The organism is Paenibacillus sp. FSL P4-0184 (assembly GCF_038004625.1).
Lineage (GTDB): Bacteria > Bacillota > Bacilli > Paenibacillales > Paenibacillaceae > Paenibacillus_AQ.
This window is the reverse complement of record NZ_JBBORN010000001.1, coordinates 1,755,405-1,772,551: the sequence shown is the minus strand read 5'-3', so window position 1 is coordinate 1,772,551 and position 17,147 is coordinate 1,755,405. Positions and strand designations below refer to the sequence as shown.

The following is a 17,147-nucleotide window of genomic DNA, read 5'->3' as shown; positions in this document are numbered from 1 at the left end:
AATGACGGATATGACCAATAAACTCATTGTGGTTGTCTTGGACGGACTTAGATATGATGCTGCTCGCAAATACATGGGCTATCTGGAGCATCTTGTGGAGCAAGGATCCTTATCTTGTTATCGAGTACAGTCGGAGTTACCCAGTCTATCACGCCCGCTTTATGAAGTGCTCTTAACGGGTACACCCGTGTCCAAAAATGGAATTACGGCTAACCATATTGTGAGACCTAGCCATGAAGAAAGTGTATTTCATTTGGCAGTAGCCGCTAATTTGCGTACAGCTGCTGTCGCCTATCATTGGGTCAGTGAGCTTTATAATTCGGCACCCTTTGATCCACTGGCTGATCGCCATCAGCATAATGTGATGAAGCCAATTCAGCATGGCAGCTTTTATTTTGAGGATCACTATCCTGACAGTCATGTGTTTGCCGATGCCGTGTATTTACGGAGTGCTTATGATCCGCATTTTCTATACATTCATTCCATGAATATAGACGACGCCGGGCATCGTTATGGCGGGGAGAGCAAGGAATATGAGCTTTCCGTGCGTAACGCCGATGGACTGCTAGCCACTGTTTTGCCTATTTGGATGGAGCAGGGGTATAAGATTCTGATTACGGCAGATCATGGAATGAACGCAAATGGGTACCATGGAGGGATAACCTCCTCCGAGCGGGATGTGCCGTTATATACGTTTGGAGTAGATGCATTACCTCTGGCAAAGGAGGATCATGCAATCCCTCAATTAAGGCTGGCTCCGCTAATGTGCCACTGCTTAGGGCTTGCTCCCTCGGCTGCAATGAGCAAGGAAGGATTGCCCCCTTTTGTGCAAAATCAACCACTTCATGAGTTGAATGAACCTGTGATTTTAGGATGAAAATAAAATAGTAAAGCACGATAAAAATCATATACGAGAACGATGGTTTTTTGTATAATAAATAGTATATTTTACCTATTGGGAGGTTGTCTTTTGAGCGCTTCTAGAGCTTTGAAATGGATTACAGGCTCGTTTGAAATTATTTTGGCAATTCCAATTCTGGGTGCTGCTATTGTAATTGGCACTGCGTACTCCGCACTGGGATTGATGTTTATTCTTCATCTAGTTACTTTGATTTTATCTTCAAAGAACAATGAATCTATCTATGGTTCAGTGCTCGGAATTGTAACTTCTTTATTGGCTTGGATTCCATTCGTGGGATGGGTATTACACTTGATTACAGGGATTCTGTTGATGGTAAGTGGCGGGCAGAAGACTCGTCATTCTTCGAATCATACATATCCACAATAATTAAGACATCCTAATACAGCCCGATTCGGACGTTTGTCCGGTCGGGCTGTATTCATGTTATAATGAGGGCACATTTTAGCATGAAGTACATGAAAGGAGGCACATCCATATGGAAGTAACAGCACAAGATGTAGCGGAATGGATGGTTAAGGAAATTCGGTTTACGGGTACCTTGTATCAGACCGCGGCGATTGAATATGTGAAAGAGAATTTTGGGGAACAATTTGTATTTGTGAATGAGAATGGCAATGCCTCACTGTCCAAGGAAGTAAAGAAAGCTTTCCGGAAGCTGCACGGCGGCAAAATCGCGTGGGATCGCGATGGATTTTTGTGGGCGTGGACTTAAGCTGGAGGTGAATATATGCCGGTTATCCGAAGTAAATTAAGTGTGGTCATGGAGAATCATGATCCCAAACTCTCTATACGAAAGCTTGCTAAGGATATTAATTATCACTTTGATTCGGTTCGCCGTATGTATAAGGATGAGATGGTACAGTATCCCAGAGACTTGCTTTTAAAGCTTTGTTTATATTTTAATGTACAGCCTGGGGAACTCATCGGAATCGAAGAGTTGAATGAAAGTGATTGTACAATAGAAGAAGTGATAGGTGAACATGGTTTAAGTAAGCGTTAAATAAATTGAGAAAGTGCAGTTGGGAAGAGTTGAGGAATGGGAAGTTGAATTCACTCAAGTCTTCTTTTTTGTATGGAAAAGGGAGATTTCTGCTAAATTTGACTAGATTATATGGTCATGTTATACTTAGACTGACAAGAATTTATGGTCAAAGAGAGCAGGAAATAAAAAATGAGTAAATTTATTCAATTAAACAAGCGTACTGGCGAAACAAAGTCCCAAAAGAAATTAGCGAGAAAACAGGGACGTATCCCGGCTGTATTGTATGGAGTGGGTAAAGATACTCTGAACGTAGAAGTGGATGAAAAAGAGCTGTTGGGTACTTTGAAAAAAAATCCACGGGCTATTCTGCAAGCAAAAACAACGGACGATGAAGCAATGCCGATCATTGTTCAGCATATTCAAAAGGATTCTCTGTCAGGTAAAATCTTGCATATTGATTTCCAGCATGTGAACATGTCTGTAAATATGGATAGTAAAGTTACGATTCATTTTGCAGGGGAAGCAATCGGCGTGAAAGCCGGTGGCGTATTGCAAGTGGAATTGTATGAAGTAGAAGTTCGTTGTATGCCGGGCGTTTTGCCTACTTCTATGGAAGTAGATATTAGTAAACTTGATATTGGCGATCAGCTGCTAGTTTCTGACCTGATTTTCCAAGATGGAATCGAAGTGCTGACCGATCCGAATGCAGTAATGATTCAGATTAAGACTGTACATGAAGAAGTTGAAGAAGCAGTAGTAACTACAGCTTAAATATATATTTATATTAAAAAAAGCAAGTTTCCAGGGAAGAGGAAACTTGCTTTTTTTGCGTGTAAATCATACGGGAACTTCTCGCTGATCCTTTGCCATAGGTGAGCTACATAAAGGGCAGGGCTTTGAGGTTAGATGATCCTCAGCTCCGCTAGCTTTCATGCGTGTCCAACCAGGACAACTGTTGCCCGTGCAGTTCCATACCGGAACGACATGGGTTTTTGTTTTTGTCGTGGTCGCTCGGCTGGTCGGCAAGGATCTTGTTGTCACGGTTCTACTCACCGTAGTTGCTGCTGTGGAAGAAACCGCTGAACGGAAGGCGGATAACATGAAGCGGGAGACCTCCGCTTTTTTACCCCGATGCTGTGCAGGTGAGCTGATGAATAGCTCCTCTCGGGCTCTCGTAACGGCCACGTACGCCAGTCTCCGTTCCTCCTCCAGTGCTGCTAAGCTTGAGGCTCCGCTGCTTCCGGCAGCAAGTTTGCGGTCTTTTAACCGGTCGCCCTCCAGTGCAGAGCTATGCGGAAGAATTCCCTCAGACGCTCCAATTAAAAAGACTACAGGAAACTCTAGCCCCTTTGATTTATGAATGGTCATTAATGCAATCCGATTGCCTTGCTCTTTAGTACCTGGTTGGCGATTATGCTCGTTACGCTCCGTGACATTATCTATGAAATCAAGAAAGGCAGGGATGCTGTCGAAACGCGCCGCGGAGGATTCTAGCTCATCTAGCATTTCTTTTAACGTCTCTCGATGCAGCGTCGCTTGATGCCGTTCATTCGCTTCGATGAAATAATCGTAGAATTGGGTACGAATCTGCCGGATTGCTTGTATTGGGGTCAGTTCGCGTATATTTCGGATTAGATCGAGCCGATCTCTTAGTTTAGTCCCTTTGAAGTCTTCCATGCCAGGCATAGACAATAGGTGGATTAACGGTCCTTGCTTGGGCTGTCTAGCTTCCATCTGGCGGATGTGATTCATGCCTTTTTCACGGTTCATATATAGCGTCGGCAGGATATTCTCCATCGCTGCAAAATTTCGCCGATTCACGGAGAGTCGCAAATGATCCACTACCGGAGAGATCAGCCAGTGCTCGTACAATAATTGCCCCTCTCCGTAATCGATATAGGGAATATCACGTAAAAGGAGCAGTTCGAGAACGGCCCGATTGCTGCTCGACGCCCGGTACAACATGGCGAAGTCGCTATATTCTCTTTTGCCGCTAGAGACCTCGTTTAAAATATGCTCGATCATCTGCTCGGCTTCTTCATCTGCAGTTTGCGGACGCATATATCGTGGCTGACTTCCACTACCTTTTGCGGCTTGCAGGGTTTTGGAACGCCGACGTGTATTGTGCTTGATAATGCCATTGCCAAGTCCAACGATAGCTGGGCCTGAGCGGTAATTAATATCGAGTGTAATAACCCTTGCTCCGGGATAGAGCTTCTCGAACTCAAGAATGAACTCACTGCGCGCTCCATTGAAGGAATAAATCGTTTGGTCATCATCACCAACCACCATTAGATTATGCTGTGGGTGAGCGACCATTTTGACAAGTTCGTACTGCAAGGCGTTTGTATCCTGGAACTCATCCACCATCACGTACAGATATCTCATCTGCAACTCTTGCAAAAGCTCCGGACGCTCCTTCAGCATCCGATAAGCAATTAAGAGGACATCGTCGAAATCGATTTTGAAATTGTCTAGTTTCCATTGTTCGTATATTTCCAGAATGGACTTCATTTCTTTTTCGGCGGTGGTGCCTTCTGGTAGATCTTCCATGGTGCCCATGTTCATTTTGCAGGAAGAGAGCAGAGAGAGGAGGGTTTCCGGTGGATAAGCATCCTTCGGCAGTCCGAGCTCACGCATGATCTGCTTCAATAGGATGTGCTGGCGACGTGTCTCACTGAAAATTTCCTGTTGCAATCCTTGTCTGCGCAAGAAAAATAAGAAAAAAGAATGGAACGTACGGGCCTGAAGCCTTGCAACGTCCGCTGTGCTGACTCCAGGGAGCAGGGCGATTCGTTCGCGCATTTCTGCCGCGGCTTTACTCGAAAAAGTCAGCAATAGCAGCTGACTCGGCGAGACGCCGCGCACCGACAACAAATAACCGGTTCTGCAGATCAGAACCGAGGTTTTGCCGGAGCCTGCACCGGCCAGTGTCAGTAGCGGCCCTTTATGATGCCGCACCGCAGCAATCTGCGGGCGGTTGAGCAGGATGCCGCCTTCCTCCAGCCTGCGGAAATAAGCGGAGTCCCCCTCCTCCCGCTTCACTAGCTCCTTGCTGGTCTGTGCTGAAGCTACTGCCGCTTGCGGGATGCGTTCGCCGGTTGCTCCCAGCGGGATATTATGAAATAAGAGCTTATTCAATAGATTCACCTTCATATATTTCTGTATAGAGTGAGCTCAACAAAACTAGTTGGAGAATGGTTGAGTTCATCTTAAAATGTGCCGATTAAAATACGCCGAAAATTTAGCCAATCTACAATATACCATCCCAGCCTTTTTACTGCACAGAAAAAAATGCTGGATATAGTATGGGGGAGTGTGGAGCTTGGTTGTGTGAATGGGGATTGGTGGGCAAGATGTACGGTATAAATCCCGTAGAAAAGCTGGAATTGGGCTCTATGGGCGAAAAGAAGGGTATAAATCCCCCCTTGTCCTCTCTTAAGTTTACAGTAAAGCCCATTCCCTTTCCTTATTATCCTCATATCCTAAAGCAAAATCATGATATGGAGATGACCGTATGCCCTCAGCCAATAAGGTCCGCATAAGACATGCCGTTACCATAGATGTACTGATTCCGGCTATCGAGAAAGATTTGGCTACACTCCCCTATGTTATTGACGCTGTCCGAACACATGTTAAGCATCCGATAGGTCGTATATTGATTGTTGCTCCAAAAAAGACACGTATACTGGATTTCTGCCGAAAAAAGGGCTGTACCTTTGTCGATGAGAATACAGTCCTCCCGATTACAAAAAAAGATATCCATTACCGTTCACGGAAATGGGAAAGGTCCGGTTGGTTGTTCCAGCAATTGTTGAAGCTGAATGGTGACAAGCTGTGTACGGCTGACTATTTTTTAGTCATCGATGCAGATACGGTCTTAATCGCTCCTCATCGATTCCGTGAGAAGGGAAAGACGATTTTTTACAGCCGTAATTGGAGTCAGCCTCAGTACTTTACAACCTATAGGAAGCTAATGGGTAAGAAGGCGGCATCTGCTTCTTCTTTTGTGACGCATTATATGCTGTTTGAACGCAGCCAATTGACTCAGATGAAAAGAGAGATTGAAGCAAAGCATCAGAAGCCTTGGTATTCGGCGATTATACACAGTATGAACCGAACTAAGCAATTTGCTTTTTCTGAATTCGAAACTTATGGGAATTACCTGTATTCGAAGGATCGTGGGGGCATGAAGATCCAAAAAGCACGCAATAAAGGCCTCCATATGAATGCAGGTCAGCTGTCCAAGCAGAAGCTGAATGAGCTGGCGGAAAAGTATAGATCATTGTCTTTTCATAAACGGAAGGGGTATGTGAGAACACCGAGTAGTAAGTCCAGCGCAGGGGGGAGATAGCGTTGCAGATCGTGCTCCTTTCAGGGGGATCGGGGAAGAGGCTGTGGCCGCTGTCGAATGAGATCAGGTCAAAGGCATTTTTAAGACTTCTTCCAACAGAAAATGGCGGCATGGAGTCGATGATCGAGCGAGTATGCAGAGGGCTGGATGAGGCGGGATTGTTAGATTCAAGCTGCATTGTAACCCATCGCAGTCAGGTGGAAATTACCCGCAAATCTGTTGGCAATCAGGTTGCTTTACTGGCGGAGCCACAGAAGCGGGGAACTTTTACTGCAGTTGCATTGGCGGCGAGCTATTTGCATTCCGTGAAGAAAATAGACTTAGAAGAGATCGTTGTGGTCATTCCGGTGGATTCTTATGTGGAGGCTTCTTTTTTCAGTCAGCTTCGGCAGTTTCCCAGCGTGCTGTCCGAATCACAAGCGGATATTGCCTTGATCGGTGTTACGCCTGAATTCCCATCCACACAGTTCGGGTATATATTGCCGAGTGAAGGTTCAGAGGGGACGTCTTTTCTAAATGTGAAGCAATTTGCAGAGAAACCAGACGAACTGGCGGCGGCCGAGTTCATTACCTGTGGAGGACTATGGAACTGTGGGGTGTTCTCCTGCTCATTAGGATACTTGCTCTCAACTATGGTGGAACGGAATCTTTCAGCAGATTACATGGAGCTAGTGGAGCGTTATGACGAATTGCCAGAACGAAGTTTTGACTATGAAGTGCTTGAGCATACGCAGCGAGCGGTAGTTATTCCTTACACCGGAGTTTGGGCGGATATTGGTAGTTGGGATGCGCTTACCCCTCATTTGCAGGAAAAGGTAATTGGCAGGGGGAGCATTTCTGAGGATTCAAAAGGAACCTATTTAGTGAACGAACTCTCTTGTCCCGTACATGTCATCGGTGCTCCAGGTTTGATTGTGGCGGCGGGTGCGGATGGTATTTTGGTTGCTGGGATCGAGCAGGCGAAACGGATTAAGCAGAAGCTGGAGGGTCATGCCGCGAAGCCGATGATTGAAGAAAAGCGGTGGGGAAGCTCACGCATTCTGGATTTCTCACGAACAGCAGCAGGAGTTGAAGTTACGACTTCCAAAATCACGATGTTGGCAGGGAAGCACACCAGCTATCATTTTCACAGGCATACCCAAGAAATATGGTCTTTTCTTTCGGGCAATGGGGAGTATCGTATGAACGGCGTTCTTCATGCAGTTGCAGCCGGAGACACAGTCACAGTACCTGCCGGTGCGAGACATGGTTTACGGGCGATTACACTGCTCGAATTGATCATTATTGAACTGGTGACGTCTTCTGATGTGGGGGATTATGTACGTGTTTCTGCTGAATGGGTGGGGGAGGAAAGCGCTCCTGATCATTTGTAATTCAATAGATTGAAAAAAAATCAACCGGGTTTAATCCAGCGTACATGTCCCGGTTGAATTTAATTTTAGAGTCTAGCTAATTAACATCACTGCATTTAAAAGAGTTATAGATCTGAGCCACCTTCGTATCTTTTGGATGGAAATCGAAATGTGACCTCCGTTCCTAGTCCTAGAATACTGGTAATGGACAAGCCGTACTCTGGACCGTACATTAGCATAGCCCGGTCATTTACATTTTTGAGCCCATAGCCTATAGACTGGGATTTAAGCAGAAGATTGAGTCGTTCTTGTGGGATGCCAACGCCATTATCCTTTACTTTGAAGATGATAGACTCCTCCACCATTTCTCCGGATAGAATAATTTTGCTTCCTTCTTCTTCTCTATTCTCAATACCATGAATAATAGCATTCTCAATTAGAGGCTGAAGCATCAGGTTAGGCATGTAATAAGAGAGAATAGCCTCGTCGATCTGATATTCTATCTCAAAGCTGTTGCTATGCATGTTAAGCTGAATCTGTATATAAGATTGTACATTCAATAGTTCATCTGAAACCAAAATAATATTATTCCCTTTATTCAGTGTAGTCCGATAGAACGTGGATAGAAGCTGAGCCATTTCACTTATATCTGTTGCATGGATTCGAATGGCTCTCCAATTGATGAGCGAAAGAGCATTATATAGAAAATGAGGATTAATCTGAGCCTGTAGGGCTTTCATTTCATATTCTTTTCGTGAAATTTCCTCAATGTAGACTTTATCGATTAACACTTTTGTTTTGTCAACCATATTGCCAAAGCCTCTGATTAAATCCCCAATTTCATCTTTGGATGTGCTGGTGACGGTGACTTCCAGGGATCCCTCTTCTACGGTGCGCATATTATTGCGCAGACGCTTAATTTGTGAATTGAACTTTCGAGAGAAGAGATTGGCGGTTATAGCAACGGCAGCAATACAGGCAACAATAACAAGCCCAACTGTCGAAAGGATTTTCCAAGCAGAATTCGTAATCATCTTCGTAGGTTTGCATAACATCACTGTCCATCCTGATATAGGAACTTCAGATTGCAGTACAGTGTACTTTGTATTTTTCCATTGCAGCGTATCCAAGTTATCTGTGCTATTGGAAGGAATATATCCTTCTATACCAGGCGAGGCATAGATCGACTTTCCATAAGCATCTTTGACGAGAATCTCTGAACCTTGAGAGAGTAGGGAGTCAAAAGGTGTGAATAACGAATCGTAATTCACACGTGCATACAGCACATTTTCTTTTGGATCTTTCTGTTTCGTATTAATAATGCGTCGAACAGCAAAAATCTCCTTATTACCCGTAAACCACAGGACATCGACTGACTTCATCAACGCCGGGTACCAATGTTTCTGTTTAATATCATTTAGGGCTCGGACGGTATTGCCATGTGCCAAAAGATTGGTTCCTGTATACAGAGTGATTTGTTCTACACCTGTATTTAGATACCGTGCCGTATTGAAATTTTGGTCAATCACATGGGTTAACTGATCATACATTTCATACATACTAGTGTAGGTATGATTAGCCGAATTAATAATTTCCTGATTAAAACTCAAGAAATTCATGAGTTTATTGTAGACATCCAGATGACTATTTAAAGCTAAAGCCCCTTGATTTAAGGCTGCTTTCAAATCAGATTTGGATTGCTTAATGAGGGATGATTTGGCTTCTTGATAGCAGAAGCTGCCCAATACAATCACAGGAATCATACTGATTAACATAAATGAAAGCATGATCTTGGTTTGAAACTTCAAGTCGCGAATATTTTGCTTAAGTGTCCGCCAAAGTTGCATAATGCTCCTCCCGATATACAGAGGACTTCTGATTATACTGTCTATATTTTTCTGGTGTGTACCCATAGAAATCCCTGAAATTTTGGCAGAAGTATGAAATATTGCGATAGCCCACTGCGGTGCAAATATTTGATATTTTTTGATGCGTATTTGTTAACAACTCTTTTGCGTTTTGCATGCGGACATTCTTAATATATTTATTAAGCCCACAGCCTGTCTGCTTCTTGAATATGGAGCTAAGATAATGTGGAGACAAATACACTTTAGCAGCAAGCATTTCCAGACTGAGATCATCTGCATAATATTGTTCAATATATTGTTTGACGGCGTCGACATCACGGTTCTGAGTAGGCTCATGGTTGGTGGAGTTCTGATCAATCCGAGCGATACCTTCAAATATGATATCTTTGATATCCCGCAAATCTTCAGATCCATATATGATCTCGACGGCAGTCTGCAGCTCCATTTCTGATATAGGTGCAGCTTGTGTCATGATCTCTTGATAGATTGTGGAAAACATATACTTTACATATAAATGTGAATACTGTACTTGATGTACGTATTTTTGATATAAAATCTCAGTATTTGCTCGTAAGCTAAAAATATCTTGATCCTTCAGATTATTTCGAATCTGATCTAGTAGATGGCTATCTGTAAGGTCTGGATACAAGGCCTCAGAGAAATGTAAGTCATTTTGTGTATTAAACACAAAGGTATCTGGGAGAAAAAAACGATATTCCATCAATTCTTCTAATGAAGTCAAAAGTGAACCTAAATCTAGTATTGAGGTTAGTTCCTCTTTCATAGCGAGATAACAATTCACTTTATATTTATCAAGGATACAATGATGCAGGTGCATCGCTGAATTATTATCAAACCGGGAAGAAGGGGACTCTTGCTCGGGAAACAGTAGTAGACTCTGACATCCGTTTAGATTTAAGTAATCAGCAGATGTGTCTACTAAACCAAGAACAAACTCTTCGAACTCTGAATCCACAGATTCAAAAAATGGCTTATCGAATTCTAACAAAAGCATTTTATTGTAATGGCTGGGTAATTCAATAGACAGCTCTTGAAGAGGAGGCGGGCTTCCGATGCCATTGACTAGAGAGAAGAGTAGATGTTTTCTCACATAGCTTAGCTTTCTTTGTGACGCTTCTTCTTTTTGTTGCTGGTTCTTTAATTCCTGAATAACTTTTTCTAAAGTAGTTTGGAATGCTTCAATGTTAACCGGTTTCAAAAGATACTCGGATACGCCCAGGGAGAGGGCTGTTTTGGCATACTCAAATTCAGCGAATCCACTGAATAAAATCACCTTTAATTTGGGGTGCAACTTTAATGCTTCTTTTGTTAGCTGTAATCCATCCATTATAGGCATCCGCACATCGGTAAATAGAATATCGACAGAGTGTGCGCTTACATATTCAAGTGCTTTACGACCGTTTTCTGCAACATGCAATTGGAGGGGGAAGCCAAGCTCCTTAATGAGGAAAGCAATCCCCTCTCGCTCCTCCTTATGATCATCTACCACCAATATGGATAACATTATTTACCACCTTTCGACATGTAGTGACATTGATATTGTAGTATAACATCTTCGACCGTAGCAATTATTCCTCGATATTATCGTTAATGATGAGTATTTATTTGTGTAAAACATAATTTTTTTGCGTTTACGATGGATAGCAATAATCTATAAACTTAAGGAAGTAATAATATAATTTTTTTTGAAGCTGGCCGGCGCTTTGAAATCGTTTTCTAATACGAGTTTTTTTATAGAAAAAGGGAGGCTCTTATAATGAAACATAAATTGAGAAAATCAAGCTCCATAGTATTAGCATCACTATTAGCTGTTGCTATGGTAGGTTGTTCAAGTTCTAATAATTCTTCAGCATCTACCCCAAAGACAGATGCGAGTGATCCTGCATGGAAAGAAGCACAGACGACTCCATTTGGCGCCTATCCTGAAACAGTTACTTATTCTGTTGGACAAGTGGCAACGAGCTATTCAGCACTTGCAGGAACGCCTTATGAGAAAGATAATGCCACAAACAATGTGTGGACAAGATATTTCAAGGATAAGCTGAACATTCAAAATACGACCTCGTTTGAGTCCAATGATGGTACAGACTATAGTCAGAAAGTTTCGATGGCGATTGTAAGCGGTGAAATCCCTGATCTAATGGTGGTTCCTGACTACGCGACATTGCAACAGCTTTATGAGAACGATCTGATTGCAGATCTGACCGAGGTTTATGAAAATACTGCCAGCGATCGAATTAAGGAAATTTATGATTCCTACGGTGGTCGTGTTCTGGATAGCGCAAAGTTCGATGGCAAGCTGATGGCCATACCAACTACTGAAATCTCACATGGTCCTGGTATCCTCTGGCTTCGCAAAGACTGGATGGACAAATTGGGACTTGCTGAGCCGAAATCAATGGCTGATGTCGAGAACATTATTAAGCAATTTGTAGAAAAAGATCCAGGTGGTAACGGAGCGGGTAAGACGCTAGGTCTTGTTGTCGATAATGAAAACGTTGCCGGTGTCTCTGGTGGACAATTCTCATTTAATAATATCTTTTCACTATATGGTGCGTATCCAAAACAGTGGATTGATGATGGAAGTGGAAAGGCTGTATATGGATCTGTTCAACCAGAGATGAAGCCAGCACTGACCAAGTTGTCTGAAATGTACAAGAATAACTTGATTGATCGTCAGTTTGCAGTACGTACTGGTGATGACCGCAAGGCGCTACTTACAAGCGGAAAAAGTGGGTCGTTCATGGATAACTGGTGGGGAAGCTGGACTGTGGCTGACACGCTTAAGCTGAATCCAGAAGCGGAATGGGTATCTTATGTTGCCCCACAATCAGAGGATGGCTCGCTTACAATGTTCACTGGAAATCCTTCCAGCAGTTATTTGGTTGTTCGCAAAGGCTTTGAACATCCTGAACTTGCAGCCAAGCTTGTGAGTGTTCAATATGACTATCAGCGTTACCAAGAAAAAGATGCAAAAGCTTTGAAAGAATTTGAAGATTATAAGAGCATGAATGTTGGCGGATCTCCGCTCGCCATTAATATCGATTATTATGACGCTTTCTATCGTAACGTTGACATCATGAAAGCAGCATTAGAAACAGGCGATACAAGTAAATTAACTAGCAATGAGGATTTAACGGCTTATAACTCCTATAAGAAATTTCTTGATAGTAAGAAGAATGGAGAAACACCAGACTCCAATGCATGGGCTGGATATACTTCCAGTATTACGACAGCTAGTTTGGTGAAAGCCTCTAATATTAAAGAAGTGAATCCATTATTCTTTGGAAGTACATCATCCATGACGTTGAAATGGCCGACACTTACTAAAATGGAACTTGAGATGTACTTGAAGATCATTACAGGTGAGCAAACACCTGACGCATTTGATAAGTTTGTAGAAAGCTGGAATAAAACTGGCGGCGAAGTAATTACTAAGGAAGTTAACGAAGCGATAGCAACCAAATGATGTTGAAAGAGATGATCCGTAAATGAAAAATAAAAAAGATCAGACAGCATTCCATCTCATGATGGCGCCAGGCATGATTTTCCTAATTATCTTTTCGTTTATTCCAATGTTCGGTATTATAATGGCTTTTCAAAATTATGTTCCGGCTAAGGGAATGAGCGGTTCATCCTGGGTAGGTCTTGATAATTTCAAATTTATGCTCCAAATTCCTGACAGCAAACAGATTTTCAGTAATACGATCGTTATCGCGTTATGGAAAATTATCGTGGGTACTTTTACATCCATCGTGTTTGCCCTGTTATTAAATGAAATTCGGGTAAAGTTTGCTAAGCGATTCATACAGACGGTTGTTTATCTGCCGAACTTCTTGTCATGGGCGATCTTAGCTACTGTAGTCATGAATATCTTCTCTTATGAAGGTCCTGTTAATGCCATGTTAAGTTGGTTTGGGATTGACCCGGTCTTGTTTATGGCCAGCAATACCTGGTTTAGACCGATGCTAGTATTAACAGATGTCTGGAAGGGTTTTGGGTACGGTTCAATCATCTACCTAGCTTCCCTGACATCCATTGATCCCGGACTTTATGAGGCGGGCTCCATTGATGGAGCCAACCGGTTTAAGAAACTGTGGCACATCACGTTGCCAGGCTTAATGCCAACTATTTTGCTGGTTACAACCTTGAACTTGCCGAATGTATTGAATGCTGGTTTTGATCAGATCTTCAATCTGTATAATCCTTTGGTGTATGAATCTTCGGATATTATTGATACCTACGTTTATCGGGTGGGTCTGGTGGAAAGACAATACAGCTTAGGTACAGCAGTTGGCCTATTACGGTCGGTCGTTGGTATCGTACTGATTCTTTCTGCGAATAAATTGGCCCAAAAACTTACGGATTATCGTATTTTCTAAAGAAAGGGGGGTTCTCCCATTTACGCATCTAACATCAAGGGTCGTATTGCAGATGTTATTATCTGGGTATTTGTTCTAGCGTTCGCCTTGTCCTGTCTCATACCGTTAGTCAATTTAGTAGCCATCTCTTTCAGTGATAATGCGGCGGCTTCCGCAAATCTAGTAAGTATATTCCCGGTTAATCCGACGTTTAGCTCCTATGAAAAATTATTGTCTGACAGCCAGTTTTGGCGTTCATTCATGATCTCTGTAGAACGGGTAGTGTTAGGTCTGCTTGTGAATATGGTACTGATGATTCTTACAGCCTATCCATTGTCTAAAAGTTCACGAGTATTCACGGGTCAGAAGGTTTATATGAATCTCGTTATCTTCGCAATGTTATTCTCAGGCGGATTGATTCCAACCTTTATGGTAGTCAAAGAGCTTAATCTTTTAGACTCCATCTGGTCATTGATCTTGCCGGGTGCAGTACCGATAGGGAATGTTATCTTGCTGATGAATGCTTTCCGCGCTGTACCGAAATCTCTAGAGGAAGCAGCGAATATAGATGGAGCTTCGCAGTGGAGAATATTAGGGACAATTTATCTCCCAATAGTATTGCCTACGCTTGCCACCGTTACGCTCTTTACTATTGTGGGCCATTGGAATGATTACTTTGGTGCCCTGGTTTATATTAATAAGACGGCGAATTATCCATTGCAAACCTATATCCAACAGCTTAGCGTTGAGGTTCAGAACATTACGGATCCTGAAAAATTATTGGAATTAGCAAAAGTTTCGAATAAGACTTTGAACGCTGCTAAAATCGTAGTTTCTACGCTACCATTGTTGTTGATTTATCCGTTTATGCAAAAGTATTTCGTATCAGGGATTGTCGTTGGTTCGGTTAAAGAATAAATATTAGTAGACAGCCGCTATGAAGCTTCATAGCGGCCTACTATTTTCAAGTAGGAGGCTTACAATGAATAGTAATCAAGTTCATACATCAATTCTGGATGACATGAAGACATTTGTCTCTCAAGAAGCCAATCGGAGTATTTCATTTACGAATAAAGAGGCAGCTTTTTATTTTACGCAATCCCATCATACGGATCATGTGGAACATGCATTTTTTGAGGGACTTAATATTGCTAAGAATAGAATTTTCGGTGGATACACCTTATTCGTAGGTGAACAGAAGCTAGACAATCGACAATCTGAAGTTTGGGCCTATCCTTATAAAATGGTGCGTAAGCACGCCGATCTTACAGAAGAGCTGTGGTTGTTGGATTATCATAATCTATTAGAAATTAGTCTCGCTAATGCTAAGGAAGACATAGGCATCGTTTTAAGGGGAGAGAATGTTAGCTATATAAACCAACAGGATCATCTCGCGTTCTTTAGCGCTATCGAGGGAGATTGGGTGATTGCAGTTAGTGCTATCAACCGTTCACCTTTGCATATGGATAATGAAGTTCTAATTGCCGATGCAAACGCTGGGGGTTATTATATCGCTGCAGGTAAGACATCCGAAGAAGCAGCAAGCTTAATCCTTAAAGCTAGACAAGATATTAGTACTTTGAAAGATGAACGTGTTAAGCGGATGGAAGATTTCTTACACCATAATGCCCATCTAACCAGCAGTGATGATGCGTTTACTTTAGCCATGAATTGGTTGAACATCACAATGGATCAGTTGGTTACTAGACAGCAGGGTGACGGTATCTATGCAGGGCTGCCATGGTTTAACGAATATTGGGGACGGGATCAATTCATAGCTCTTCCAGGTGCTGTGCTCGTTACAGGGCAATTCGAAACGGCTAGAAATATCTTGCTATCATTCGCAGAGTTTCAGAATACGGACGAAGATTCTAAATACTTTGGTAGAATTCCAAATATCTTGTCTCCTGGAAAAGTGGATTACCATACAACGGATGGTACGCCGCGATTCATTATCCAGTTGCAGGATTACGTTAAGTATTCAGGAGATACAGCGATCATTAAAGAGCTGTATCACAATGTACAATATAGTATTGAAGGTTCCATAAAATATTGGGTAGATGATAAAGGGTACTTGAAGCACGCAGATAATGAAACTTGGATGGATGCCCGGGATGGCAATTTGGAGTCATATTCTCCTCGGGATACCCGTGCCAATGATATTCAAGCACTCTGGTATAACCAATTGCTTGCTGGTGTTTACTTTGCTGAATATATGAATGACAAGGTGAATGCTGATAAATGGAAGGGCATTGCTGAAACCTTGAAGCGCCATTTTGAGGTCGATTTCATTGATCAAGCGCATCCTTATTTAGCAGACAGACTGGATGCAGAAGATAAGCCGGAATTCTCCCTGCGCCCAAACCAGTTATTTGCTTTTGAAATGTTTGATGATAACGATTTTAAGGCTAGAGCGATTCGTACCGCGTGGGAAGAGTTGGTCTATCCATGGGGTGTTGCTTCGCTAGATAGACATCATCCATTGTTTCGTCCGTTTCATTTAACATCTCATTATCCGAAAGACGAGGCTTACCATAACGGTGCAGTTTGGATTTGGCTTAATGGTATTGCGATGCAGCGTATGATTGAAGCGGGGCAGGAAGAAACGGCCTATCAGCTATTCAAGAATATGAACTGGCAGGCCTTGAATTTAGGTGTTGTTGGTGGACTTTGTGAGAATATGGATGCTTATCCAGAGGAAGGTGAGAGCTGGGCGAAGTTGACGGGTGCATACCTGCAAGCTTGGTCCAATGCTGAGCACCTGCGTGTGTGGTACCAATATTTCTTAGGTATCCGTCCAGACCTGATTAACAATACACTGACAATTGCTCCAAGAATTCCGCAACAGCTTGAATCCTTGGCCTATAATGTGAACATAGGAAAGGGACAGATCGAAGCCACGTATAACCGTGGACTTGAAATCACTTACGCCTATACATTCAAGAATGTGGGACTGGAAGTTATCATCGATATGTCTCCTTTCGAAACGGTATCGCTTGAAGTTAAGCCCAATATGGAGCTGGTTGTAAGACAAGATGATCATACACTGGCAGTTACCTTATATGATGAGAATCGTCAAATGCTCAAGGAGATTCTGTCAGGGCTATCCGAATCACGTGTTATGCACAATAAGCGGAATAACGAGTTATTAAAAGACGTTGAGTTTGCCAAGCCATTGAGCTTGGACAATCATCCTTGTATAAAGCTGTAGCTATAATTAGTTAAGACAATCTTAATAAAACCTCTAACCCATCCTCAGGATGATGTTAGAGGTTATTTTGGCTGTT

General features: G+C 42.6%; 14 protein-coding genes. 11 read left to right on the top strand and 3 right to left on the bottom strand.

Translation table 11 applies throughout. From position 1 onward, the window contains the following. The first annotated feature begins 1 nt into the window (after position 1). The 5 genes from MKY52_RS07570 (at position 2) to MKY52_RS07550 (ending at position 2,675) form a co-directional block, all read left to right on the top strand. Positions 2-877: an alkaline phosphatase family protein gene (locus MKY52_RS07570; RefSeq protein ID WP_341050739.1), complete on the top strand. Its 876-nt coding sequence runs from the start codon at positions 2-4 to the stop codon at positions 875-877. A gap of 93 nt (positions 878-970) precedes the next feature. Then, a complete protein-coding gene (locus MKY52_RS07565; protein WP_341050737.1) occupies positions 971-1,288 on the top strand; it encodes a hypothetical protein in 318 nt (105 codons plus the stop codon). A gap of 109 nt (positions 1,289-1,397) precedes the next feature. After that, a complete protein-coding gene (locus MKY52_RS07560) occupies positions 1,398-1,634 on the top strand; it encodes a DUF6953 family protein (protein WP_042123499.1) in 237 nt (78 codons plus the stop codon). 15 nt (positions 1,635-1,649) lie between these two features. Next, positions 1,650-1,922, top strand: a complete 273-nt coding sequence (locus MKY52_RS07555) for a helix-turn-helix domain-containing protein (RefSeq protein ID WP_262495646.1) — start codon at positions 1,650-1,652, stop codon at positions 1,920-1,922. 171 nt (positions 1,923-2,093) lie between these two features. Beyond that, entirely contained in the window at positions 2,094-2,675 is a 582-nt protein-coding gene (locus MKY52_RS07550) for a 50S ribosomal protein L25 (RefSeq protein WP_042184221.1), read from the top strand. Between the two features lie 66 nt (positions 2,676-2,741). Here MKY52_RS07550 and MKY52_RS07545 read toward each other — a convergent pair whose 3' ends face one another. After that, positions 2,742-5,045 carry a UvrD-helicase domain-containing protein gene (locus MKY52_RS07545; protein WP_341050734.1) on the bottom strand — a complete coding sequence of 768 codons (2,304 nt, stop codon included), beginning with the start codon at positions 5,043-5,045 and terminating at the stop codon, positions 2,742-2,744. Between the two features lie 376 nt (positions 5,046-5,421). On the opposite strand from MKY52_RS07545, the gene MKY52_RS07540 reads away from it, so the two are divergent. Together MKY52_RS07540 and MKY52_RS07535 are read left to right on the top strand one after the other, a co-directional pair. Beyond that, the gene (locus tag MKY52_RS07540) at positions 5,422-6,258 is read left to right on the top strand and encodes a DUF6492 family protein (RefSeq protein ID WP_076299911.1); all 837 of its coding nucleotides are present in this window, start codon (positions 5,422-5,424) and stop codon (positions 6,256-6,258) included. 11 nt (positions 6,259-6,269) lie between these two features. Then, complete coding sequence (locus MKY52_RS07535) at positions 6,270-7,631, top strand: sugar phosphate nucleotidyltransferase (protein ID WP_341053358.1); 1,362 nt, start codon at positions 6,270-6,272, stop codon at positions 7,629-7,631. A gap of 104 nt (positions 7,632-7,735) precedes the next feature. Here the strand turns inward: MKY52_RS07535 and MKY52_RS07530 are convergent, their stop codons facing one another. Further along, positions 7,736-9,457, bottom strand: a complete 1,722-nt coding sequence (locus MKY52_RS07530) for a sensor histidine kinase (RefSeq protein ID WP_341050732.1) — start codon at positions 9,455-9,457, stop codon at positions 7,736-7,738. Further along, complete coding sequence (locus MKY52_RS07525) at positions 9,435-11,003, bottom strand: response regulator (RefSeq protein ID WP_149646278.1); 1,569 nt, start codon at positions 11,001-11,003, stop codon at positions 9,435-9,437. Before MKY52_RS07525 ends, MKY52_RS07530 begins: the two co-directional genes overlap by 23 nt. 252 nt (positions 11,004-11,255) lie before the next feature. Between MKY52_RS07525 and MKY52_RS07520 the strand changes: the two genes are divergently transcribed. The 4 genes from MKY52_RS07520 to MKY52_RS07505 all read left to right on the top strand — a co-directional run bounded on the left by MKY52_RS07520 (position 11,256) and on the right by MKY52_RS07505 (position 17,071). Then, positions 11,256-12,968: an ABC transporter substrate-binding protein gene (locus MKY52_RS07520; protein ID WP_341050730.1), complete on the top strand. Its 1,713-nt coding sequence runs from the start codon at positions 11,256-11,258 to the stop codon at positions 12,966-12,968. 22 nt (positions 12,969-12,990) lie between these two features. Then, positions 12,991-13,881 (top strand): ABC transporter permease, encoded by an 891-nt coding sequence (locus MKY52_RS07515; protein ID WP_042184236.1) that lies wholly within the window; start codon positions 12,991-12,993, stop codon positions 13,879-13,881. A gap of 18 nt (positions 13,882-13,899) precedes the next feature. Further along, positions 13,900-14,778, top strand: a complete 879-nt coding sequence (locus tag MKY52_RS07510; protein ID WP_042184238.1) for a carbohydrate ABC transporter permease — start codon at positions 13,900-13,902, stop codon at positions 14,776-14,778. Positions 14,779-14,842: 64 nt separating this feature from the next. After that, positions 14,843-17,071 (top strand): amylo-alpha-1,6-glucosidase, encoded by a 2,229-nt coding sequence (locus MKY52_RS07505; RefSeq protein WP_341050729.1) that lies wholly within the window; start codon positions 14,843-14,845, stop codon positions 17,069-17,071. Positions 17,072-17,147: the final 76 nt, after the last annotated feature.

Bases quoted from the DNA above. Each gene is read 5' to 3' on its own strand.
- MKY52_RS07505 (WP_341050729.1), top strand. From the start codon at position 14,843: ATGAATAGTAATCAAGTTCATACATCAATTCTGGATGACATGAAGACA.
- MKY52_RS07550 (WP_042184221.1), top strand. From the start codon at position 2,094: ATGAGTAAATTTATTCAATTAAACAAGCGTACTGGCGAAACAAAGTCC.
- MKY52_RS07555 (WP_262495646.1), top strand. From the start codon at position 1,650: ATGCCGGTTATCCGAAGTAAATTAAGTGTGGTCATGGAGAATCATGAT.
- MKY52_RS07525 (WP_149646278.1), bottom strand. From the start codon at position 11,003: ATGTTATCCATATTGGTGGTAGATGATCATAAGGAGGAGCGAGAGGGG.
- MKY52_RS07520 (WP_341050730.1), top strand. From the start codon at position 11,256: ATGAAACATAAATTGAGAAAATCAAGCTCCATAGTATTAGCATCACTA.
- MKY52_RS07560 (WP_042123499.1), top strand. From the start codon at position 1,398: ATGGAAGTAACAGCACAAGATGTAGCGGAATGGATGGTTAAGGAAATT.
- MKY52_RS07515 (WP_042184236.1), top strand. From the start codon at position 12,991: ATGAAAAATAAAAAAGATCAGACAGCATTCCATCTCATGATGGCGCCA.
- MKY52_RS07570 (WP_341050739.1), top strand. From the start codon at position 2: ATGACGGATATGACCAATAAACTCATTGTGGTTGTCTTGGACGGACTT.
- MKY52_RS07540 (WP_076299911.1), top strand. From the start codon at position 5,422: ATGCCCTCAGCCAATAAGGTCCGCATAAGACATGCCGTTACCATAGAT.
- MKY52_RS07530 (WP_341050732.1), bottom strand. From the start codon at position 9,457: ATGCAACTTTGGCGGACACTTAAGCAAAATATTCGCGACTTGAAGTTT.